This window comes from Massilia forsythiae, from assembly GCF_012849555.1.
Taxonomy (GTDB): Bacteria; Pseudomonadota; Gammaproteobacteria; order Burkholderiales; family Burkholderiaceae_D; genus Telluria; species Telluria forsythiae.
Window position 1 is genome coordinate 57,417 of sequence record NZ_CP051686.1, and the last position, 22,616, is coordinate 80,032.

Sequence of the window (22,616 nt, forward strand, 5' to 3'; positions counted from 1 at the left end):
CTGATTGACGCGCCATCGATCGCGTTATCCCCGCCCCTCCTTATTCAGAACGCAACCGCGGCCAGCGCTCGTGGAGGTGGGTTCAAGCCATTCGCAACCGTATCTGGAAACCACGCTTTTTTTCGTTCAACATGGTCTTTTTTGATCGAAAGGCCGCGATGCGTGTGCAGGGTTGGAGGAAATGGACGATATATCCACTGATGTGGCTGAGCATTCTTGTGGCGCTGGCCGCGCTGCTCCTGCTGGCCGCCGTGCTCTACCTGCGCGCCAGTCTGGCACAGCTCGATGGCGAACAATGGGCGCCCAAGCTCGCAGCGTCGGTGACGGTCGCGCGCGACGCGCGCGGGGTGCCGCTGGTGAGCGCGGGCGATCGCCTGGATGCCGCCTATGCGGTGGGTTTCGTGCACGCACAGGAACGCTTCTTCCAAATGGACCTGCTGCGACGCACGGCCGCCGGGGAGCTGGCGGAACTGTTCGGCCCGCGCGTGCTGCCGCTGGACCGCTCGCATCGCCTGCATCGCTTCCGCGCCCGGGCTGAACAGCGCCTGGCATCCCTGTCCTTGAGCGAGCGCGAGCTTCTCGACAGATACACGGCCGGCGTCAACCATGGCCTGTCGGGGCTGCGCGCTAAGCCCTTCGAATATGCGCTCACCAGAACCAGCCCGCGCCCGTGGTCCAACGCGGACTCGCTGCTGGTCGTATGGGCGATGTTCCTCGACCTGCAGGGCAACCTCGGCCCGCGCGCGCAGGCGCGTGGCTGGCTGCGTGCGCACAGCACGGCCGAGCAGTTGTCCTTCCTGCTGCCGGAAGTGAGCGAATGGGACCAGCCCTTCGATGCCGGTGTGCCGGCGCCGGCGCAGCCGATCCCGGCACGCGCCCCAGTCTGGTGGGGACGGCCGGGCGATGCGCCCGAACGGTTGGCGCTCGCGAATGTGGTCGACGCGGTCGGCAGCAATAACTTTGCCCTGGCCGGCGCGCGCACCGCGACCGGCGCGGCGATCGTATCCGACGACATGCATCTGGGCCTGCAATTGCCCAATACTTGGTATCTGCTGGCCATGCGGATCGGCCCGGAGCGGATCGCGGGCGTGACGCTGCCGGGGGCGCCGCCGTTCATTATCGCCGGCAGCAACGGCCACGTCGCTTGGGCGCTCACCAATAGCAAAGGCGATTACCTGGACCTGGTGGCGCTCGCACAAGATCCCACTCGTCCCGACGAAGTGCGCACGACGGACGGCTGGGAGCGCCCAGTCGAGACGGTGGAACGGATTCGGGTCAAGGGGGCAGACGACGAGCGGCTGGTGGTACGCGAGACGCGGCTGGGCCCGATCCAGACGATCGGCGGACGGCCGTTCGCCTTGCACTGGATCGCCTATGATCCGGCTGCGATCAACCTCAACCATATGAAACTGGAGCGCGCCACCACGCTCGACGAAGCGTTGACGATCGCCAACAGCGACGGTATCCCGGCCCAGAACTTCGTGGCCGGCGACGAGCACGGCAACATCGGCTGGACCATTGCCGGGATGCTCCCGCAGCGGGACGACCGAGCGGGGACCTCGCCGCTGGGCGATCGCGGGCCGACATGGCATCGCCTGCTGCCACCCGAGCGCTATCCGCGCCGGGTCAATCCCCTGAATGGCCAGCTGTCGACCGCCAACAACCGCCAGCTGATTGGCGATGGCGCGCAGCACATCGGCGACGGCGGCTTCGACCTCGGCGCGCGCCAGCACCAGCTCAGGCAGGACCTGGCGGCGCTCAAGGGCAGGATCGGGATCCCGGCCGCGTACCGGGTCGCGCTGGACGACCGCGCCCTCTTCATTGCGCGCTGGCGGGAGCGCGCGCTCGCCCTTCTCGATCCGGCGGCGTTGCGCGGGCATCCGCAGCGCGCCGAATTCCGGCGCCTGCTCGAATTGAGCTGGAACGGACACGCCAGTACCGATTCGGTCGGCTACCGGCTCGCGCGCGCTTACATGTGGTCGCTACACGCGCTCCTATTCGGCGGCGCCGACCGCGAGATGACCGCGGGCGACCCGAAGGCGAACATGGCGCTGGCCTCGAGCCGGTGGCCGGTGGTCGTGGCGCGCCTGCTGGACGCCCAGCCGGCCGGCTGGCTACCGGCCGGCTATGCCGATTGGCGCGCGCTGCAGCTGGCGTCGGTGGACCAGGTCATCGGTGACCTGACGAGCGGCGGTCAGTCCTTGGCGGCAGCCGCCTGGGGCGAGCGCAACCGCGCAAGCATCGAACATCCGATCAGCGCCTCGCTGCCCCGTTTTCTACGGACATGGCTGGCAGTGCCGGACGACCCGCTGCCAGGCGACGCCAACATGCCACGCGTCGCCGGCCCCAGGTTCGGCCAGTCCGAACGCATGACGCTGTCGCCGGGTCATGAAGAGCAAGCCCTATTCGATATGCCCGGCGGACAGAGCGGCCATCCACTCTCTCCATTCTTCCTGGCCGGCCACGCCGACTGGGTCAATGGAATGCCATCGCCGCTGTTGCCGGGCAAAGCGCGCTACACGCTCACACTGATGCCCTGCCTCGTTTGCGACGCGGGCGGAAGCGCCGCCACGACCGGAGAGCGTCATGCCCCAAGCACATAGCGGTTTGATCGCACCCATCGGCAACCAGGCATGGTTTTCCTTGATGACATCTTTATGACTTAACGAAAAGGTAGTTGATCATGAAAATAGAAGATCCGCACGCCTTGCACCTACCACTGTCCGAGCGTGCGAAAAACATGAAGAGCTCAGCGATTCGCGACCTCCTGAAAGTGACCGCCAGGCCGGAGATCATCTCGTTTGCCGGGGGCCTGCCCTCGCCCGATACCTTTCCGATCGCGCGGCTCAAGGACGCTTTCGACCGCGTCTTGTCGGCACAAGGTAAGGTCGCATTGCAATACGGTCCCACCGACGGCTATGCGCCGCTGCGCGAGTGGATCGCCGACCGCATGTCCACAGACGGCGTGCGTATCGGCCCCGAACAGGTCACCATCGTGTCGGGTTCGCAGCAAGGACTGGACCTGCTCAGCAAAGTGCTCATCGACAAAGGAAGCAAGGTCTTGGTCGAAACACCGACTTACCTGGGCGCATTGCAAGCCTTTTCCATGTACGAACCAGATCTGCAGTCGGTCGAAAGCGACGACATCGGCTTGGTGCCGGAGACGGTGGCCCGAATCGGCCAAGGCGCGCGCCTTCTCTATGCGCCGCCGAACTTCCAGAATCCGACCGGCCGAACCCTGCCGCTGTCGAGGCGCCGCGAACTCGTCGCCATCTGCGCACGCATGAATGTGCCGATTATCGAGGACGATCCGTATGGCGAATTGAGTTATGGCGGCGAACGGCTGCAAAAAATGCTGACCATGAACTCTGCCGGCGTAGTGCACATGGGGTCCTTTTCAAAAATCCTGACGCCCGGCATCCGCCTCGGCTATGTCATCGCACCGCCTGCGCTTTCGCGCATGCTTGAGAAAGCGAAACAGGCGACCGACCTGCACACGTCGCAGCTGACGCAGATGGTCGTGTACGAAGCGCTCAAGGACGGCTTCCTAGACCAGCACATTCCCGTCATCCGCCGTCTCTACGCCGAGCAGTGCGAGACGATGCTGGCAGCGATGCAGGACTTCTTCCCGCCTGCGTTGAAGTGGACTCGGCCGGACGGAGGCATGTTCATCTGGGTGACCTTGCCCCGTCATATCGATAGCCAGCAATTGTTCGAAGAAAGCGTTGCCCAGGACGTGGCCTTCGTGCCCGGCACACCGTTCTATCCAGCCAATCTAGCGACCAATACCTTGCGCCTGTCGTTCGTCACGGTACCCCGGCCCAGGATCCGGGAAGGCATCGAAAGGCTGGGCAAGTTAATCGCTTCCAAGCTTTGATGGCGAAGCATGATGCACGCGGTGTCGAACGATCGGACGGCGACGCACTGACCATAAACAATGTGAAAAGGACTATAAGGTATGAAAACTTTTTCGATTAATCCGAAGGAAATCGTTCGACGGACGCTCGGTCCGCTGTATCTGACGACGGCAATTTCTTTTTTTCTGATCCTGCATGCGATGGGTTATTCCAAGCTCGTCGTGTATTACGTCGCTTCGATCTGCGTGATCGTTATGACCGTATTATTGGAATTCGCTTTTCCTTATGAAAAGACTTGGTGCAAACCCGATGATCAGTTCTTCAATGAAATCGGCTCGATGCTGGTATCGACGAATCTGGGCCATAACCTTTCACGCACGGCGGTATATTTCCTGATCGCCCCGGCCATCGTGTTCTGGGGCAGCGATGGCGCGCCGTGGTGGCCGACCGCCTTGCCCTTTCCGCTGCAGGTGGTGCTCGGCTTCATCGTCTGGGAATTCGGCATCTACTGGAGCCACAGGATGATGCACACGACGGAACTGGGATGGCGTTTCCACTCGTTGCACCACAAGCTCCGCCGTCTCACTTGCCTCAACTCGGGTTACGGTCACCCGGTCAATTTTGCTCTGACCAGCTTGTTCGACCTCACGTTTCTGATCCTGTCGGGGGCACCGGCAAAAGTGATGTTGTTCACCAGCTTCTTGTCGGGCGCGGTCAATTTCCTCAGCCATGCCAACATCGACATGAAAATGGGCTTCTTGAACTACGTCGTGAATACGCCCGAAGTGCATCGGTGGCATCACGCCGCGGAGCGGGCCGCCGGAAAACGTAATTTCGGCATGCAGCTGCCGTTCTGGGATCTCGTGTTCGGCACCTTCTACTGCCCCAAGGACACGGCCGCTCCCCGGGTCCTCGGCCACGACGGCCACCAGCCGGCTGGCTTTTTCGCGCAGTGGCTCGCTCCGTTCATGCCGAAGCGGGCCATGCGGTGGGCCGCGATTCCAGGACGAGCGACACCGTTGCGCTCCCCGGCGTCGGCGCAGATCGGCGAGCCAGGAGGTTCCATGGATGCCTGACGGCGGCCCCGGTCGCGCTGGGAGCGACGCGATGGTTATCAACTACATGGCCGGCCCCTTCCTGATGGCCTCGCTCAGGAACGCGATCAGTGCCGGGTTGTTGCTGTGCGCCACATTAAAGCGCAAGTGATGAGCGAATGAGCCGGTTGGCGAGAAGATCGACCCTTTGCTCAAAAATATGCGCTTCTGGAATGCGTCCTCGATCAACCTGTCGATGTCGACATGGCATGGCACCTGCCCCCATAGAAACATCCCGTGCACCGGGTGGCTATCGAACTGGATACCCGCGCTCGCTAAAGCTTGCTCGGCACTCGACCTGGCCTTCAGGAGCTTGGTTTGCAGGTAATTCAAGTGAGCTTGGTAGCGGCCCGATTGCAAGGCATGGAAGACCAGCGACTCCTGTAGCGATGAGCCGCTCAGCACCGTGAGTACCTTTTGTTCAACCAGCGGCTTGACGAATTTTGGCTGGGTGACGACGAAACCGACCCGCATCGCTGGACTCATCAATTTTGTGAAGCTGTTGACGTAGAAGACACGTTGAAAACCATCCATCGCGGCAAGGCGCAGGCTCTTGTGAACGCATATGTCACTGAACACGTCGTCTTCGACGATGTGAAAATCGTATTTCTCCGCTAGCGAAAGCAGCCGGTAGCAAAATATCGGTGTCGTACTGGTACCGGTCGGGTTCTGCAACAGCGTCTGCGTGAAAAACAATTTGGGCCGATGCTCGTGCGCCAACTCTTCCAACGCATCCAGATCGGGGCCGTCCGGCGTGCGCCGGATCGGCACGATCTTAGCGCCCGTGTTGGCGATGATCGCATGTTGCAGCATGTAGCCAGGATCCTCGACGAATACTGTATCGTTCGGCTTGAGCATGATGTTGCAGATCATGCTGACTGCCTGGGTAGCGCCGTAGGTGATCACGATCTGCTCGACATCGACTTGGATACCTTCGTTGTTCAGCTTGGTGGCAAGCTGCTGGCGCAGCATCGGCAACCCTTGCGTCGGCGTCGGTACGGAGCACTTCACTTCGTTGCGTACGAGGCGTCCTATGACTGACGGCGAAACGGCGTTCTCGAGCCAATCGCCGGGTAGGAAACCCGAGCCAGCGGGAATATCGTATCGTCCTTCGTCCACGGTGTTGAGCACAAAGCTGACGGCCCCGGTGGGCCGGCCGATCGGCATTTCCTCAGTTTTGGCGCCTCCACGGTTGTGAACATGGCGCCGGTGAGCGACGAAATACCCGGCCCCCGTACGCGACACCAGGATACCTTGCGAAACTAAGCGTTCATAGGCCGTCGAAATCGTGAAAACGCTGACCCCTAGGGTCCCCGCAAGTTTTCTTACCGACGGTAGCCGCGTACCTTGGAGGAGTCGATTGGTCTCGATCTGATGCATGACCCCCGCATAAACTTGATCCGTCAAAGTAGCGCCATTTCCTTTTTCTAGATTGAACATGTTAAAGCCTTGATTAGATGTTGACGACGAGCGCTATATTCATGACTGGCCGATCCATTCCGATACGGTCAAATCCGTCCTTGAATTTTTGCATTAAAAACAACGCATCAGTGCCCCGAACGCGCACAATACTCAACACGGAAAATTAACAATCGCATGACAAGCCATAATTCCAGATCGAAAAGACTGATCGGGATGCCTGTCTAGCAGTCGGTCCGGATCAAAACGGTGATATGTCAAATCACGAAACATCCTGTTGCGGTTGCGTTGGGAGAAAACTAGATACGCGCTGCTGGTGAAAGTTTAGCTGGAATAGAACTAGACAATCTAATCTGGAGGGTGCGGCTTTTAGCAACAATCCGATTCATTGGAGCCCCTTTTGAGGCGCTACCGATTTCGATTTTACCGTACTGCAGTATAAAAAAATTTACTGAATATCACTACAGCTATAGTGGACCCATCAGTCAAGACACCCAGCCGGCTAGTTTAAGCTGTGTCCGTTTCCCCTTCAGCAGCTATGCGGCGCTGCCCCGTAATGTTGTCTTGCTCATGCTCGTGTATCGCATCGCCGAACTTATCGACGATCAGCGCACTGTCTCCGACGCCAGTACGGTGAACCCGATCCGGCGTCTCGTAGCCCAAGGCCTGATGCGGCCGATCGGCGTTGTAGAACGCAAAATACTGCGCCAAGCCGACTGTCCGCTCAGCCATGTTGGCGTAGCCCTTCAGGTACATGTCGTCGTACTTCACGTTACGCCACAGGCGCTCGACGAAGATGTTGTCCAGTGCCCGTCCGCGCCCGTCCATGCTGATGGCCACGCTTTCGCGTTTGAGCACACCCGTGAAGGCGTCGCTGGTAAATTGCAAGCCTTGGTCGCTGTTGAATAACTCCGGCTTGCCGTAGTGGCGCAACGCATCTTCCAGGCAGTCCACGCAGAACAACGCGTCCATACTATTGCTGATGCGCCAGGCCAGCATGCGGCGGGAGTACCAGTCGATGATCGTCACCAGGTAGGCAAAGCCGCGCGCCAGGCGGATATACGTCAGGTTGGTACTCCACACCTGGTTCGGCCGCATGACCACCACCCCGCGCAGCAGGTAAGGATAGACCTTGTCCTGCGGATGCGGCTTGCTCGTTACCGGTCCCGGCGCCATGCCCGCCAGCCCCATTTCCCGCATCAGACGCTGCACCCGCTTGCGATTAACGCAGTGCCCACGACCTCGCAGAAATACCACCATGCGCCGGCTACCGTAGAACGGCCGATTGGGTGTATTCCTCGTCGATCAAGACGCGTAGCGCGTTGTCTTCCTGGTCCTCCTGCCGTTGGCGGACCATCGCCTCCAGCCTGCGATACACCGTCGCCCTTGGAACACTGGCAAGCTCGCACTGCCGCGTCAATGGCAGGTGCACGTGCCCAAGCTCGATCCAGTCCATGCGCTCGTCGCGACTTACAGCCCCAGTTTTTTTGAGCCAATCGGCTTCCATCTTCAACCGGCCGATTTCGCTATACAGCTTGTCCTCCGGACTGCTTTCTATAGTGGCCCCCGGATTTGAGACAGTGGTTTAAGCTGTCGTCCTCGAAAGGATGATAGCGAATGAGTGAAGGTAAAAAACGCAGGACGCATTCGGCGGACTTCAAGGCCAAGCTTGGCCTTGAGGCAGTTCGCGGATTGAAAACGATCAACGAGATCGCGCAAGAACACGATGTACATCCGCAGCTGGTGACACAGTGGAAGAAGGAGATCCTGGAGAATGCGAGCGCCTTGTTCGATACCAAGCGCGGCCCGAAACCGGTGGATGAAAGCAGTCCGGAGGACAAGCTGTATAGCGAAATCGGCCGGTTGAAGATGGAGGCCGACTGGCTCAAAAAAAAACTTGGGCTGTAGGTCGCGACGAGCGTATGGACTGGATCGAGCCTGGGCACGCGGGTCTGCCGTTGACGCGGCAGTGCGAGCTTGCCGGTGTTCCAAGGGCGGCGGTGTATCGCAGGCTGGAGGCGATGCTCCGCCAACGGCAAGAGGACCAGGAAGACAACGAGCTGCGCGCCCTGATCGACGAGGAATACACCAATCGGCCGTTCTACGGCAGCCGGCGTATGGTGGGGTTCCTGCGAGGTCGTGGGCACTGCGTCAATCGCAAGCGCGTGCAGCGCCTGATGCGGGAAATGGGGCTGGCGGGCATGGCGCCGGGACCGGCGACGAGCAAGCGGCATCCACAGCACAAGGTTTATCCCTATCTGCTGCGCGGCGTGGCGATCACGCGGCCGAACCAGGTGTGGAGCACGGATTTGACGTATATCCGTCTGGCGCGCGGCTTTGCCTACCTGGTGGCGATCATCGACTGGTACTCACGCCGCGTGCTGGCTTGGCGTATCAGCAATAGTATGGACGCGTCGTTCTGCGTGGACTGCCTGGAAGACGCGTTTCGCCACCACGGCAAGCCGGAGGTATTCAACAGCGACCAAGGCTCGCAATTTACCAGCGACGCCTTCACGGGCGTGCTCAAACGCGAAAACGTGGCCATAAGCATGGACGGGCGGGGACGGGCACTGGACAACATTTTCGTCGAGCGCTTGTGGCGCAACGTGAAGTACGAGGACGTGTACCTGAAGGGCTACGCCAACATGGCCGAGCTGACGGTCGGCTTGGCGCAGTATTTTGCGTTCTACAACGCCGAGCGCCCGCACCAGGCGTTGGGCTACGAGACGCCGGAGCGGGTCCACCGTACTGGCGTTAGAGGCGGCGCGCTGATCGTCGACAAGTTCGGCGATACGGACCAAGAGCATCAGCAAGACAGCAGTACGGGGCAGCGCCGGGCAGCTGCTGAAGTGGAAACGGACACAGCTTAAACTAGCCGGCTGAATGTCTTGACTGATGGGTCCACTTTATTTATAGTGGACCCCGAATTTGAGACAGTGGTTTAAGCTGTCGTCCGCGAAAGGATGACAGCGAATGAGTGAAGGTAAAAAACGCAGGGTGCACAGTGCCGAGTTCAAGGGCAAGCTCGGGCTGGAAGCGGTGCGCGGGGTGAAGACGATCAACGAGATCGCGCAGGAGCACGACGTGCATCCGCAGTTGGTGACGCAGTGGAAGAAGGAGATTCTGGAGAACGCCGGCGCGCTGTTCGACGTCAAGCGCGGGCCGAAGCCGGTGGACGAAAGCAGTCCCGAGGACAAGCTGTACAGCGAGATCGGCAAGTTGAAGATGCAGGTGGATTGGCTCAAAAAAAAGCTTGGGGAATGAGTCCTGCCGAGCGGGCACGGTGGATTGCGCGGGAAGACGCGATGCCGCTGACCATGCAGTGCGAACTGGCCGGCGTGCCGCGTTCGACGGTGTATCGGCGGCTGGAAGCGGTAACACGCCAGGCATGCATGAACGAGGAAGACGACCGATTGCGCGCCCTGATCGACGAGGAATACACCGGCCGGCCGTTCTACGGTAGCCGGCGCATGGCGGTGTTCCTGCGAGGTCGAGGGCACCAGGTCAATCGCAAGCGCGTGCAGCGCTTGATGCGGGAAATGGGTCTGGCGGGCATGGCGCCGGGGCCGGCGACGAGCAAGCCGCATCCGCAGCACAAGGTCTATCCATACCTGTTGCGCGGGGTAGCAGTCACGCGACCGAACCAGGTGTGGAGTACGGATCTGACCTATATCCGCCTGGCGCGTGGCTTTGCCTACCTGGTGGCGATCATCGACTGGTACTCGCGCCGGGTACTGGCCTGGCGCATCAGCAACAGCATGGACGCGTCGTTCTGCGTGGACTGCCTGGAAGATGCGCTGCGCCACCACGGCAGGCCGGATGTATTCAACAGCGACCAGGGCGCGCAGTTCACCAGCGACGCCTTTACCGGCGTGCTCAAGCGCGAAGGTGTGGCGATCAGCATGGACGGACGCGGGCGGGCGCTGGACAACATCTTCGTCGAGCGCTTGTGGCGCAACGTGAAGTACGAAGACGTGTACCTGAAGGGTTATGCCAACATGCCCGAACTAACAGTCGGCCTGGCGCAGTACTTTGTGTTCTACAACGCCGAGCGACCGCATCAGGCGTTGAGATATGAGACGCCGGATCATGTCTACCGCGCCGGTGTCGGAGGCGGTGCGCTGATCGTCGACAGGTTCGGCGACGCGGGCCTAGAGCAAGAAAAAATCGGCAGTACGGGGCAGCGCCGGGCAGCTGCTGAAGTGGAAACGGACACAGCTTAAACTAGCCGGCTGAGTGTCTTGACTGATGGGTCCACTTTAGCCTTCCCCTATCCCGTGGTGGCTTGGACATAGGGCCTGCAGTCGACGGGAATTTCAAGGAGGAAAGTTGTGCCATTGGCTGCCGAGCTGTCGACCATGACGGCGCCGCCATGGCTTTCGGCGACGCGTTTGACGAAGGGCAGGCCCAGACCCCATCCAATGGAAGCGGCCGCGGCGACGTCGCGCGTGAAATACTCGAAGATTCGGCCTTGCTGCTCAGGTGGAATCGGCGCTCCGGCATTATGAACCGACAGCAGAAGGCGTTCGTCTCTGCGGGCGGCCACGATCTCGACAGCGCCGCCGTCGCCATATTTGACGGCATTGTTGACTAAGTTTTCCAGGGCGCGCCGCATGGATTTTCGACACCACGTTCCTTGAACCGCTTCCGAGCAGGTTCGAACACAGGTCGCGTTCATTTGCTGATACTCGACGCAGATTTCCTTGACCAAGTCGGCAATGTCAAAGGTCGAAAGCTCCAACGCCAGTTTGGCGCCATGGGTGAAGGTGAGAGCGTCGAGAAGCTCCGCGAGCATTTCTTTTAAGCGGTCGGCGTCGGACGCAATTTTTCCAGCGAGGCGTTTGGTCAATTCGGCATCGACAGAACGCTGGGCCAACTGGGCGCCATTGATCACCACGGCCAGTGGCGTGCGCATGTCATGAGAAATCGAGGCCGCCAGCTTGCGGCGCAAATCCTCTTGCGTGAAGGCGAAGGCGCGCAAGGCTTGGCGCATGGCGAGGTTGATCGACCGGTCGATGATGGCCCAGTCCCGCCGTATCAGTGCAATGTGGCCGTCCGCCACGACGCTGATGGTCTCGCTCAAGATCTGGTATTCCTGAGCGATCTGGTCGGGGCCGAACTGGGTAGTGCGGGCTCGCTCGGCGCCATGGGCCGAAGCGATGGTTTCGATTCCATTCGCCGCTAGGAGAGGGCTTGGCGTCAGAATTTGGGCGAGGTGGACCAGCAGCGCAGGAAACGTCGAGATCAAAGACTGACGTTTCAACGCGTCTGCGCCGAGGATTCGAGCGCGCGCTTCGCGCTCCCAGCGCCATATGAACGCTTCGCCAAGACCCAGAAACTGTTGAGAGATTAGCGAAAGCGCCGACCCGTCGAAACGTTGTTTATGCGCCATTGGGACTTTGATCCCATCGATGAAGACAAAAATTTTGCCAGCCCATGCCATGCCGGCGAGGCATTGAGCCAAGTCAAAACTTGCTCAAATCAAAACGCTCACACTAAAAATAAGGGGGACAAAAAGGATGAAAAATGTCTTCGTCCATCTTAATACGAATTGAAAAAAATTCATCAAATTTCCTTGACTCTCGGTCTAACGACTCTTGTCGCGGGATTCGAAAAAGCCACAATGGAAAGAAATTTCAAATAAGAACTATTTATTGCTCTCTGTTTGCCACAAAATTTTCATGGCATCGCTATATAATGTGAAATTGCTGTCGATAAGAAAATCACAAAGGATCACTTTAAAAGGGCGTTTTCATGGGGCAGTCATTGTGCGTGCGGCGTGTTCTGGTTGTCGATGACAACGCTGACGCAGCGGAACTGGTCGGCGAAGTTATGTCGATGCAAGGTCATCTGGTTGCGGTCGCCAATTGCGGCAAGGAGGCGCTGGCCACGGCCACAGAGTTTTTGCCGGATGTGGTTTTTTTGGACATCGGCATGCCCGGCATGGACGGCTACGAGGTGGCTACACAGATGCGGCGCAACCCTTTGTTGAACGCGGCGCGAATTGTCGCCTTGACGGCATGGGGCGACTTGGCTTCGCGCGCGCGCGTCGCGGCATGTGGCTTCGACGCGCATTTGGTCAAACCGGCCAATCTCGACAGTTTGCTCAACGAAGCCGCGTCGTCCCGTGCGTAACTCACGAGGGGTTTGGTGACGTGATAAGTCCAAACGCTTGTTCATCGCTTGGTCAGATTCAGCGATCTCGGTCGTTTCGGCTTGTAGATCCAATTTCTCTTATTAGCGTTTTAAATCTCAGAGCCGCGCTAAATTCAAGCCGCGGCCACCCTTGGGAAGCCTGAACTTTCGACGTAAGGTCTGCAGTCGACGGGGATGTCGATCAGGAAGGTCGTCCCCGTTTCAGGGGAGCTGTCCACGGCGACGCTTCCACCATGGCTTTCGGCCACGCGTTTGACGAAAGGTAGGCCGAGTCCCCAGCCGATGACCGACGGGTTGGCGGGTTCGCGGGCAAGATAATCAAAAATCGCGCTTTGGCGTTCTTTGGGGATGGGAACGCCTGTATTGTGGACTGACAGCATCAGGCGTCCTCGGGTCTGCGCAGCCATGATGCCTACTTCAGCGCCGTCGCCATATTTCACCGCGTTGTTGACCAAATTTTCCAAAGCTCGGCGCATGGAGTCACGGCACCAAAATCCTTGGACGCTTTCGAGGCTTGTCTCGATGTCGACGCCGCTAGACTGCTGGAATTCATTTGACACTTCCCCCGCCAAAGCGGCGATGTCGAAGGTGGAAATGGTCAGCGGGAGCTGGTCGCCGCCTTTGGAAGTGAGCGCGTCGAGCAGTTCGGTCATCATGTCCTGTAGCCGCTGCGCGTTTGAAGCGATTTTCGAGGCAGTTCGTTTCGCCATCGACCAATCGCCTGTGATTTTGATCATCTCAGCGCCGTTGAGAACCACCGCCAAAGGCGTACGCATGTCGTGCGAAAGGGCGGCGGCGAGCTTGCGGCGCAAATCGTCCTGGGTGGCGACAAATTCGCGCACAGCCTCGCGCACGGCCAAATTGATCGACCGATCGATGATGGCCCAATCGGCGCTCGTCAGATCAACTTTGCCTGCCATTTCCGCGGCGATCGATTCGCGCAAGATTTGATATTCGTGGATCACTTCGTCCGGGCCGAAGTCTGTCATGCGCGCTCGCTCACCGCCATGAACCGCGGCCGCGTTGGTGTGGCTCGTTCCGTTCTCGCGCGCATGGAGGGGACTGAGTGCTTCTGCGATATTGTCCAGAAAAGCGGGAAGGGTGTTGGTGAGTATGGGGCTGTGCAATGCCTGGGCGCCATCGACGCGAGAACGAATTTCGCGTTCCCAACGCTCCATGGTCGCGTCTCGAAGCGCCAAAAATTTTCGAGCGGTATTGGACAAACCATCGTCGTCACAGTTTTGATCGGTGGCCAAATTCATGGTGATGTGTTATGAGCCTTGGTAATCCCCCACAAAAAGAGCGCGATCAGAAGTAGAATTTTCTACTTAAGACACAGAAAGCTCTACATGAAGACGTCCCGCTTTACCGACAGCCAGATTATCGCCATCCTCAAGCAAGCCGAAGCCGGCAGTCCTGTACCGGAGCTGTGCCGCGAGCACGGCATCAGCAACGCCACGTTCTACAAGTGGCGCTCCAAGTTCGGCGGCATGGACGCCTCGTTGATGGCGCGGATGAAGGAGCTGGAGGAGGAAAACCGGCGGCTCAAGAAGATGTATGTCGAGGAGCGTCTCAAGGCCGAGATCGTCGCGGAGGCGCTCACAAAAAAATGGTAGCGCCATCTCAGCGGCGAGAGATGGCGCAATGGGCCGTAACAGAACGGTCAGCCACGGTCAAACTGGCGTGCCAGGCGTTTGGCATCAGCCAGACCTGCTACCGGTACAAAGCCAAGCTGGATGCAGAAAATGGCCTCATTGCCGACTGGCTGGTGCGGCTGACCAACAACCAGCGTAACTGGGGCTTCGGGTTGTGCTTCCTGTACCTGCGCAACGTGAAAGGCTTCAAATGGAACCACAAGCGCGTCTACAGGATTTACCGTGAACTTGAATTGAACCTGCGGATCAAGCCGCGCCATCGCCTGGTGCGCGAGAAGCCGCTGCCGCTGGCAGTGCCGAGCGCGATCAACCAAAGCTGGTCGATGGACTTCATGCACGACCAGCTCGCCGATGGGCGCAGCATCCGTCTGTTCAATGTGATCGACGACTTCAACCGCGAAGGCCTAGGAATCGAGGTCGACTTCTCGCTGCCGTCTGAACGCGTGATACGTTCACTAGACCGGATCATCGAATGGCGCGGCAGGCCGGAGGCAATCCGATGCGACAATGGCCCTGAATACATCAGCGCCGTGACCTTGGCATGGGCCGCAAAGCGCGGCATCCGTATCGATTTCATTCAACCTGGCCAACCGCAACAGAACGCCTACGTCGAGCGCTACAACAGGACGGTTCGCTATGACTGGCTTGCCCACCACCTGTTCGAAACGCTCGACGAAATCCAGGAGTTTGCCACCAACTGGCTGTGGACCTACAATCACGACCGGCCCAACATGGCGCTCGGCGGTATTACGCCAAAACAGAAACTTGCCCTTGCCGCTTAACCTCTACTTTTAGCGTGCTCTAAAAATGGGGGGATTACCCCTTGATAAAGCACCTTCGGCAACGACAAGTCAAACGACGAGTCAAGGGGTGGTGGTAGTAGCGCCAAGCGCGGCGTCTGTTTGATGTCGAGCGAAATTTTACCTTCCACTTTTGTCGACCGCATCCATGTGTTGCAATTTCGCAGTCGCTGGGTAATCCCCCACAAAAAGAGCGTGTTTAGAAGTAGAATTTTCTACTTAAGACAGAAAGCTCTACATGAAGACGTCCCGCTTTACCGACAGCCAGATCATCGCCATCCTCAAGCAAGCCGAAGCTGGTAGCCCTGTGCCGGAGCTGTGCCGCGAGCACGGCATCAGCAATGCCACGTTCTATAAATGGCGCGCCAAGTATGGCGGCATGGACGCGTCGCTGATGGCCCGCATGAAGGAGCTGGAAGACGAAAATCGGCGCCTGAAGAAGATGTACGCCGAGGAACGTCTGAAGGCCGAGATCGTCGCCGAGGCGTTGACAAAAAAGTGGTAGCGCCATCTCAGCGGCGAGAGATGGCGCAATGGGCCGTGGTACAACGGTCAGCCACGATTAATCTGGCATGCCGGGCGTTTGGCATCAGCCAGACCTGCTACCGCTACAAGGCCAAGCTGGACGCAGAAAACGACATGATTGCCGATTGGCTGGTACGGCTGACGAACACCCGCTGGAGAAGCAGTCTTCTCTCCCGGAACAGCGCCTGATGCAGGCCCGGTTCGAAGACGCGCAGCGTTTCAAGGAGAAGAAAGTCGATGATATTCACCTCGAACACGTCGCCGGCCACATGCAGCGGGAGATGCACTGCAATGGACGAGATCAGGCGGCGCGCATCGCGCAGGTTCCGCAGCATCGGCTGCATGCAGCCGATATAGGCGTTACCCCAGCGCGTCTGCGAGAATCCGTTAGGCGGTCTTCGAGGTCTTTGCGGACCGTATCGAGCGAGTCTTTGGAGCGGTCAGGTGCGAAGAAGGAGAGGACCTGTCCCACCATGGGCACGACCACTGCGGCGCCAAGAAGAATTGCCGCTACCTTGGCTACCGTCGGGAGTTCGAAGCCGATGCTGGTGGCGATGCCGACCAACGACGCGTTGGTCACCACCGTCGAGAGCAGCGACGTCTTGGCGGCGTATTCCTTGATCGAGGCGCCGCTGCCGGTCAGGATCGCGCCGTAGCGTCGCAGCTTATCCGCGCGAGCGACGGATCCCGGTGCGTGCCCCCCACCCAGTCGGGCTGCCATCTGACTGAAAAGAGCACGGGTGATCGTGTCGGCGTCGCCCCATTGCCAGGGATTGAAATCTAGCCAGTCCGCGCCCTGTCTGTCGTCGAGCCGCTCGGTGATCAGGTTCTTGAGGGACGACTTGCCAAAACCCCAGCCACCGCGGATGGCGAATGCGCGACCCTCGCGCGGGGCCAGTTCCGACAGGACCGTGACGATCCGGTCAGCGAAGTCCGCACGTCTGAGACGGTCTTCCGATGTCGTTCGGATGGGGGCCTCGGCCCCAATGCCGGTGTCCAGCGGTCTGGCTCTTTCCTCGGCGGCCTGATGTCGTGCCTGCCGGCGCCCCCACCACGCAGCAACACGGAACCGCAGCGTGTTCAGCATGGTGAATCGGCCTGGTGATGGCCCGCGGCACGAGTCCGAATACGCGCGGCCATCGCGCTGCCGGGTGCCACATCCTGATGGTTAAGCTCGGCCTTAATTGCGCGGTTGGTACGTGGTCGACCCATTCCTGTTGTCCTCGTGGTTCGTAGAGCGGCCAGGTCTGCACATCTTGCGCGGCTGGTCGCGGGCGGCCGACGCGCTATTTTTGGCTTCTGGAAATCCAGCATAATCGCGTTTCACGTGCAAAACAAGCATAAACGCTTACATGATTACAGCAGTAATCACGTAATAACCTGGCCAAAAAAAACGGCCTCGCGGCCGTTAGGTACTCTACTATTTTGGCGCGATACCATGCGCTCGTACGAATCTGTCAATTTCCTCGTTGAGCTTCTCGAATGCCGACCGCCTGTCCGGTGGGGTGAGGCCTGCCGCACGAATCTGAGTGAGAATATTATCTGGGTGAGTATTTTGGCGCGCCTTCGCTGAAGCAGGTCCGCCTCCCCGAATAAGTTTTATAGCGGAATGTTCTGTCGGTGCGGCTGATACCTGAACGACGCCTTTGAACAAGGCAGCTCCGACACCTTTGCCATATTTGTGCGCGACTTCCTCCACTGCGCGCTGCGCAGCATCGATTACCGGCGCCTCCTCAAGAAATGGCTTACGGCTATCGCTGTGAAAAAATGAGAGTTTTTTGGGGCCTGGCATAATGAATTCAGTCTATAACCACTTAGGGGGACTTGCAAGACAAAGCGGCACTACCGTGCGTAGGGTCAACTGTCGCGACAATGAATGATCAGAACGATTGTCTAAGGTATTTTGATGCTTGGACTTCGATTGCAGTGTCAGCACGACACCCTGTGTACCCGCTGGCAAACCGATCTCTTGCGTCCTGCCGGCGCCGTCGCGCCACAATCCGATCGACCTGGCCGGTTTCGCCTCGAGCCAGTTCGAACGGTCGACCATCGCGGCACACGTGAACGATAACACGGCCGCCCCCGGATCTTCCGCCAGCACCGTCGCGTATCGACCAGGCCAGCGGACAGCAAGTTGCGGGCCATCCATGAGCAACGCGACCACCAGGTTGGGGCCGACGGCGCGAATGGCCGTCATCGCGGGATCCGTGCGCGCCAAGTCTTCACAAATCAGCGTGGCAAGCGACATGTCTTTGCGCATTGCGAAGAACGGCAGTCGCCGTTGGCTGACGTCGATATCCTCCCACCACTGATTGTTGTCTGGATCTTCATCGAAGCGCAAGCCGTACCGGTCGGTCTGACTCCGGTCGAGCCTCCAGCGATGATGCTTGTTCTGCTCTTTGATCGCGACCGTGCCGTCAGTCTGGATCGCGCAGGTTAACGCTCGGTTAAAATACTTGCCATCCTCATAGTCCAGCACGCCCGTGATCAAAAATTCGATCCCTGTCTTCGCCAACGCCTTTACCAGGTCGCCCGCCACTTGCGATGTCAACGCGCACTCGGGTAGAACCACGCCCGTCGGCACATGGCCAGTCTCGCGCCGGCATTGCTCTATCAGCGGCAAGATCAAGCCAGCCGCCAGAGCTTGCCCGGAGAGCGCCTTCTCTTCGTGCGTTAGCCACCGCTGATCGATACCGAAGTAAGCCGGCACGTGATTGTCGCCCATCTTCTGGCGGGCAGAAGTCAGTTTGAAGCTGCTCGCGTGAATTGTAAATGGAAACGGCACCAGAAGAAGGCGAATGTCGTCGCCCGCAGTTGCCGCTGCGCTTTCCGGTTCCGGCGCCTTTCGGCTAGAGAGAATCCATGACGGCTGCAGGACAGAGCTCGGCGGCAGGAGCGCAAGATAATGGCTCAATGAACGAATCGTACATCCCACCGATGACGTGATCGACTTCGGCAAGACCACTGCGCGGTCCGGTGGAACCATCACGCACAACGAGGTCGGTGCATGTGGCAAACGCACTTGCGCGTTCTCGCCAGTCAATGCGGTGAATGTCAACGACGCGAATAGGCGCTTGGGTGCTTCGACCGGATCGACGTCCCATCCCATGCCAATGCATGTCTCATCGGCGATCGCGAACAGAAGCAGTAGCAGTTCGACGATAAATGGGCTCTCGCGAATAGCCGTGATTTCGAAATCGCCGAGGCCAATTGCGATCGCCTTCCACAGTTCCTTGACGAAGTACGGGACTTCGCTAACGTTGGTGTTCCATTCGCTCGCGCACTCCTCAACCATCAGTAAAACCTGTTGATGCGCCTTTAGGTTGTTGCGATCGGGGCTGGCCAACGTGTAGGCGCCAGTACAGTCGACAATCGTTGCGACGACAGCGAAGAGATCAACCGGCCAAGTCGGACATGCACCGTAGTCAGGAGACGAACCTTCGGTGCTGTCCGCGGCGTTCACGGCGAACGCATCGGTACCGCCTGGTAATAGATGACGAATCAGTTCAATTATGGTCATGCTTGGGTGTCAGAATTAGGTGCGGACGGGGTCGGCTCGATCAGGTTGATGGAGTGTATTCGAATTCTGCCGCATGTGGTCGGTAAGGGCGGAATACCCGAATAGGTACGGCTCGTCGAGGTAGTAAAGTGGACCCATCAGTCAAGACACTCTGCCGGGTAATTTAAGCTGTGCCTGCTTCCACTTCCGCAGCTGCCCGGCGCTGCCCCGTATTACCTTCGCCTGGCCGCTGGAGGGCGTCATCCTCCAGTGGCTGCTCCCGGCAGGGTTTGGCCTCGTTCCCTGCGCTGTCGGCACCGTATCGGTCGACGATCAGCGCACCGCCGCCTTCGCCGTTGCGGTAGACCTCATCCGGCGTCCGGTATCCCAGCGACTGGTGTGGGCGCTCGGCGTTGTAAAACGTGAAGTACTGCGCCAGCCCCACTATCAGCTCGGCCATGTTGGCGTAGCCCTTCAGGTACACGTCTTCGTGCTTCACGTTGCGCCAGAGCCGCTCGACGAAGATGTTGTCCAGCGCCCGCCCGCGCCCATCCATGCTGATCGCCACGCCTTCTCGCTTGAGCACACCAGTGAAGGCGGCGCTGGTGAACTGCGAGCCCTGATCGCTGTTGAACACGTCCGGCTTGCCATGCTCGCGCAGGGCGTCCTCCAGGCAGTCCACGCAAAACGATGCGTCCATGCTGTTGCTGATGCGCCAGGACAGCACGCGCCGCGAATACCAGTCGATAACTGCGACCAGGTAGGCGAAACCCCGCGCCAGCCGTACATAGGTCACATCCGTCGACCACACCTGGTTTGGCCGCGTCACCGCCACCCCGCGCAGCAGGTAGGGATAGACCTTGTGCCGTGGGTGCGACTTGCTCGTCGCCGGCCCCGGCGCCATGCCCGCCAAGCCCATTTCACGCATCAGGCGCTGCACACGCTTGCGGTTGGCCACGTGGCCGCAGGCCCGCAGAAACACCACCATGCGCCGGCTGCCGTAGAACGGGTGGTTGGTGTATTCCTCGTCGATCAGTGCGCGCAGCTTCAGGTCTATTTCGTCTTCGTGCGCTTGCCGTGATGCCGCGTCCAGCCGCCGGTACACCGTCGCGCGCGGCACGCCCGCCAGCTCGCATTGACGTGTCAGAGGCGGTACGGCGGCATTCGATTCGATCCAGCCAAGACGCGCTTCCTGGCTCATTCCCCCAGCTTTTTTTTGAGCCAGTCGACTTCCATTTTCAGCCGCCCGATCTCGCTGTATAACCGATCCTCGCTGCTGTTTTCGTCCACCGGCTTGGGGCCACGCTTGGCTTCGAACAGGCCTCCCGCTTTCTCCAGGATCTCCTTTTTCCACTGCCCGACCAGCACCGGATGCACCTCGTATGCCTGTGCAATTTCGCTAATCGTCTTCACTCCGCGTACCGCTTCCAGACCAACCTTGGCCTTGAACTCTGGCGTGTGTACCCTGCGTTTTTTACCTTCACTCATTCGCTACCATCCCTTCAAGGACGACAGCTTAAACCACTGTCTCAAATTCGGGGTCCACTATAAAGGCTTCGATGCGGCGCACATGTTACGAAAGGCTAAACGCGAACTTTCGCGATTGCTTTAAGCTCGAGACCTTGAGATTGCATACGACCACATGTTTAATTTCGCTGTGACGCTAGCTGCCGTGAGTGACTGGACATTTCACCTCGCCGTTAGCCAGCAACCTGCATGGAACGGCAAGAGAGAACAGCACTTCACGAATTGGGTGCGGCACAGCAACTCAGATGCATCCGTATTTATAGATATATCGAACGAGTATAAGCACGCGAATCGCAACAAGAGCAGTACATTGGCTCGAAAAATGATGCTAAAAGCGGTCTGGCCTGAGCAAGATCCCACGTTTTTTTTCAATGCAGCAAAGATGCTGAAATGGAAGATGAGCAACGGCGGCGACCTAATAGGGGTCGTCTCAGAATTCGGAAAATAAAGCACGCTAAGGCGTAGTCACCCCGTGACTCCCCCGCGCCGATGCAGCGAGCTTCGTTCCGTCTTGCAGTGACGCAATCAGCGGGCAGGAAACGTTCCCTTTCCGCGCATGGCAGGCGCACACCAGTTCAGACAGCACGGCCTCCATGCGTGCCAAGTCGGCCATCTTCTCGCGCACATCCTTGAGCTTGTGCTCGGCCAGGCCGCTGGCTTCCTCGCAATGGGTGCCATCCTCCAGCCGCAGTAGCTCGGCGATTTCGTCCAGGCTAAAGCCCAGCCGCTGGGCCGATTTCACGAACCGCACTCGTGTTACATCCGCCTCGCCATAGCGGCGAATGCTGCCATAGGGCTTGTCTGGCTCCGGCAGCAGGCCCTTGCGCTGGTAGAACCGGATGGTCTCCACATTGACCCCGGCCGCCTTGGCAAAAACGCCAATGGTCAGATTCTCAAAATTAATTTGCATATCGCTTGACTCCGTACATAACTACGGAAGTAAGCTTAAGCTATCCAAACCAAATTTGAAAGGACAAGCGTATGTCTGAACCACAAAACGGGCGCGGCGCGCTCTTCGCCGGTGGGCTGGCCGCCATTCTTGCGTCGGCCTGCTGCCTGGGGCCGCTGGTTTTGATCGCCTTGGGGTTCAGCGGGGCATGGATCGGCAACCTGACGGTGCTGGAACCCTATCGCCCGATCTTCATCGGCGCAGCGCTGGTCGCGCTGTTTTTCGCCTGGCGGCGCATCTACCGCCCGGCGCAAGCCTGCAAACCGGGTGAGGTCTGCGCGATTCCCCAAGTGCGAGCTACTTACAAGCTCATTTTCTGGATCGTGGCCGCGCTGGTCCTGGTCGCGCTCGGATTTCCCTACGTCATGCCATTTTTCTATTAATCACAGGAGTTCATCATGAAAAAACTGTTTGCCGCCCTCGCCCTCGCTGCCGTTGTTGCCCCCGTGTGGGCCGCCACCCAGACCGTCACGCTGTCCGTACCGGGCATGACCTGCTCCACCTGCCCGATCACCGTCAAGAAGGCGATTTCCAAGGTCGAAGGCGTCAGCAAAATTGACGTGACCTTCGAGACACGCGAAGCGGTTGTCACGTTCGATGATGCCAAGACCAGCGTGCAGAAGCTGACCAAGGCAACCGGAGACGCGGGCTATCCGTCCAGCGTCAAGCAGTGAGCCACTGAACCCGAACCTGGGGCGATCATGGGACTGATTACACGCATTGCCGACAAGGCTGGCGCGCTTGGCAGCGTTGTTTCCGCGATGGGATGCGCTGCCTGTTTCCCGGCTATCGCCAGCCTGGGCGCGGCCATCGGCCTTGGCTTTCTACAGGAATACGAAGGGTTGTTTATCTCCAAGCTGCTGCCGCTGTTCGCAGTCGTGGCTTTGCTGGCGAATGCACTGGGCTGGCTGAGTCATCGGCAATGGTACCGCAGCCTGCTCGGGATGGTCGGCCCAGCCATCGTGCTGGCGGCCATGCTCTTGTTTTTTGGCAATTGGTGGACGGCGAACCTCCTCTATGTCGGTCTGGCCTTGATGATCGGGGTGTCGATCTGGGATCTGCTCTCACCGGCCAACCGCCGCTGCGAACTACCACCCAAACACGGCTAACTGCATTGGCAGTTGCCGAAACGAAA

At 59.2% G+C, this 22,616-nt stretch carries 19 protein-coding genes and 3 pseudogenes; 12 read left to right on the forward strand and 10 right to left on the reverse strand.

All coding sequences use genetic code 11. The annotated features are described in order from the left end of the window. The first annotated feature begins 200 nt into the window (after positions 1–200). The 3 genes from HH212_RS26595 (at position 201) to HH212_RS26605 (ending at position 4,933) form a co-directional block, all read left to right on the forward strand. A complete protein-coding gene (locus HH212_RS26595) occupies positions 201–2,603 on the forward strand; it encodes a penicillin acylase family protein (protein ID WP_229217795.1) in 2,403 nt (800 codons plus the stop codon). Between the two features lie 80 nt (positions 2,604–2,683). Next, positions 2,684–3,877, forward strand: coding sequence for an aminotransferase-like domain-containing protein (locus HH212_RS26600; RefSeq protein WP_170205750.1), 1,194 nt, complete (start codon positions 2,684–2,686; stop codon positions 3,875–3,877). An 81-nt stretch (positions 3,878–3,958) separates the two neighbouring features. After that, complete coding sequence (locus HH212_RS26605) at positions 3,959–4,933, forward strand: sterol desaturase family protein (protein ID WP_170205751.1); 975 nt, start codon at positions 3,959–3,961, stop codon at positions 4,931–4,933. 42 nt (positions 4,934–4,975) lie between these two features. Here the strand turns inward: HH212_RS26605 and HH212_RS26610 are convergent, their stop codons facing one another. Further along, the gene (locus HH212_RS26610; protein WP_170205752.1) at positions 4,976–6,391 is read right to left on the reverse strand and encodes an aminotransferase-like domain-containing protein; all 1,416 of its coding nucleotides are present in this window, start codon (positions 6,389–6,391) and stop codon (positions 4,976–4,978) included. 486 nt (positions 6,392–6,877) lie between these two features. After that, a pseudogene (locus HH212_RS26615) lies at positions 6,878–7,913 on the reverse strand (IS3 family transposase); the annotation flags it as partial. 74 nt (positions 7,914–7,987) lie between these two features. Between HH212_RS26615 and HH212_RS26620 the strand changes: the two are divergent. Both HH212_RS26620 and HH212_RS26625 read left to right on the forward strand, forming a co-directional pair. Beyond that, positions 7,988–9,240, forward strand: a protein-coding gene (locus HH212_RS26620) for an IS3 family transposase (RefSeq protein WP_229217786.1) whose coding sequence is annotated in 2 segments (ribosomal slippage) — positions 7,988–8,273 and positions 8,273–9,240 — 1,254 coding nt in all. Because the reading frame shifts where the segments join, the coding sequence is not laid out codon by codon here. 103 nt (positions 9,241–9,343) lie between these two features. Continuing rightward, positions 9,344–10,593, forward strand: a protein-coding gene (locus tag HH212_RS26625; RefSeq protein WP_229217358.1) for an IS3 family transposase whose coding sequence is annotated in 2 segments (ribosomal slippage) — positions 9,344–9,629 and positions 9,629–10,593 — 1,251 coding nt in all. Because the reading frame shifts where the segments join, the coding sequence is not laid out codon by codon here. Positions 10,594–10,640: 47 nt separating this feature from the next. On the opposite strand, the gene HH212_RS26630 is transcribed toward HH212_RS26625, so the two are convergent. Beyond that, a complete protein-coding gene (locus HH212_RS26630; protein WP_170205753.1) occupies positions 10,641–11,834 on the reverse strand; it encodes a sensor histidine kinase in 1,194 nt (397 codons plus the stop codon). Positions 11,835–12,124: 290 nt separating this feature from the next. On the opposite strand from HH212_RS26630, the gene HH212_RS26635 reads away from it, so the two are divergent. Next, positions 12,125–12,505: a response regulator gene (locus HH212_RS26635; RefSeq protein WP_170205754.1), complete on the forward strand. Its 381-nt coding sequence runs from the start codon at positions 12,125–12,127 to the stop codon at positions 12,503–12,505. Positions 12,506–12,639: 134 nt separating this feature from the next. Here HH212_RS26635 and HH212_RS26640 read toward each other — a convergent pair whose 3' ends face one another. Continuing rightward, positions 12,640–13,788: a sensor histidine kinase gene (locus tag HH212_RS26640; RefSeq protein ID WP_170205755.1), complete on the reverse strand. Its 1,149-nt coding sequence runs from the start codon at positions 13,786–13,788 to the stop codon at positions 12,640–12,642. An 87-nt stretch (positions 13,789–13,875) separates the two neighbouring features. On the opposite strand from HH212_RS26640, the gene HH212_RS26645 reads away from it, so the two are divergent. Together HH212_RS26645 and HH212_RS26650 are read left to right on the forward strand one after the other, a co-directional pair. Beyond that, a protein-coding gene (locus HH212_RS26645) for an IS3 family transposase (RefSeq protein WP_170202515.1) occupies positions 13,876–14,963 on the forward strand; the annotation gives its coding sequence in 2 pieces (ribosomal slippage) (positions 13,876–14,128 and positions 14,128–14,963; 1,089 coding nt in all). Positions 14,964–15,219: 256 nt separating this feature from the next. Continuing rightward, positions 15,220–15,653: pseudogene (locus HH212_RS26650) on the forward strand (transposase); the annotation flags it as partial. Here the strand turns inward: HH212_RS26650 and HH212_RS27585 are convergent. The 5 genes and pseudogenes from HH212_RS27585 to HH212_RS26670 form a co-directional block, all read right to left on the reverse strand. Beyond that, a complete protein-coding gene (locus tag HH212_RS27585) occupies positions 15,590–15,841 on the reverse strand; it encodes a hypothetical protein (RefSeq protein WP_229217800.1) in 252 nt (83 codons plus the stop codon). The pseudogene HH212_RS26650 and the gene HH212_RS27585 sit on opposite strands and share 64 nt — an antisense overlap. Beyond that, positions 15,808–16,593: a P-loop NTPase fold protein gene (locus HH212_RS26655; protein ID WP_229217787.1), complete on the reverse strand. Its 786-nt coding sequence runs from the start codon at positions 16,591–16,593 to the stop codon at positions 15,808–15,810. Before HH212_RS26655 ends, HH212_RS27585 begins: the two co-directional genes overlap by 34 nt. Before the next feature lie 333 nt (positions 16,594–16,926). Further along, positions 16,927–17,298, reverse strand: a complete 372-nt coding sequence (locus tag HH212_RS26660; RefSeq protein ID WP_170205756.1) for a hypothetical protein — start codon at positions 17,296–17,298, stop codon at positions 16,927–16,929. A gap of 12 nt (positions 17,299–17,310) precedes the next feature. Then, positions 17,311–19,026: a hypothetical protein gene (locus tag HH212_RS26665; RefSeq protein WP_170205757.1), complete on the reverse strand. Its 1,716-nt coding sequence runs from the start codon at positions 19,024–19,026 to the stop codon at positions 17,311–17,313. Between the two features lie 271 nt (positions 19,027–19,297). Next, positions 19,298–20,493: pseudogene (locus HH212_RS26670) on the reverse strand (IS3 family transposase); the annotation flags it as partial. A gap of 154 nt (positions 20,494–20,647) precedes the next feature. Here HH212_RS26670 and HH212_RS26675 point away from each other — a divergent pair. Next, on the forward strand, positions 20,648–20,980 hold the full coding sequence (locus tag HH212_RS26675) for a hypothetical protein (RefSeq protein ID WP_170205758.1): 333 nt from the start codon (positions 20,648–20,650) through the stop codon (positions 20,978–20,980). A gap of 6 nt (positions 20,981–20,986) precedes the next feature. Here the strand turns inward: HH212_RS26675 and merR are convergent, their stop codons facing one another. Further along, positions 20,987–21,442 carry a mercury resistance transcriptional regulator MerR gene (gene merR / locus HH212_RS26680; RefSeq protein WP_001166628.1) on the reverse strand — a complete coding sequence of 152 codons (456 nt, stop codon included), beginning with the start codon at positions 21,440–21,442 and terminating at the stop codon, positions 20,987–20,989. Positions 21,443–21,513: 71 nt separating this feature from the next. On the opposite strand from merR, the gene HH212_RS26685 reads away from it, so the two are divergent. The 3 genes from HH212_RS26685 to merC are packed head-to-tail and all read left to right on the forward strand — an operon-like array spanning position 21,514 to position 22,590. Next, positions 21,514–21,864 carry a mercuric transport protein MerT gene (locus HH212_RS26685; RefSeq protein ID WP_001294660.1) on the forward strand — a complete coding sequence of 117 codons (351 nt, stop codon included), beginning with the start codon at positions 21,514–21,516 and terminating at the stop codon, positions 21,862–21,864. A gap of 15 nt (positions 21,865–21,879) precedes the next feature. Then, on the forward strand, positions 21,880–22,155 hold the full coding sequence (gene merP, locus HH212_RS26690; RefSeq protein ID WP_000732276.1) for a mercury resistance system periplasmic binding protein MerP: 276 nt from the start codon (positions 21,880–21,882) through the stop codon (positions 22,153–22,155). A 27-nt stretch (positions 22,156–22,182) separates the two neighbouring features. Beyond that, complete coding sequence (gene merC / locus HH212_RS26695) at positions 22,183–22,590, forward strand: organomercurial transporter MerC (protein ID WP_000522993.1); 408 nt, start codon at positions 22,183–22,185, stop codon at positions 22,588–22,590. Positions 22,591–22,616: the final 26 nt, after the last annotated feature.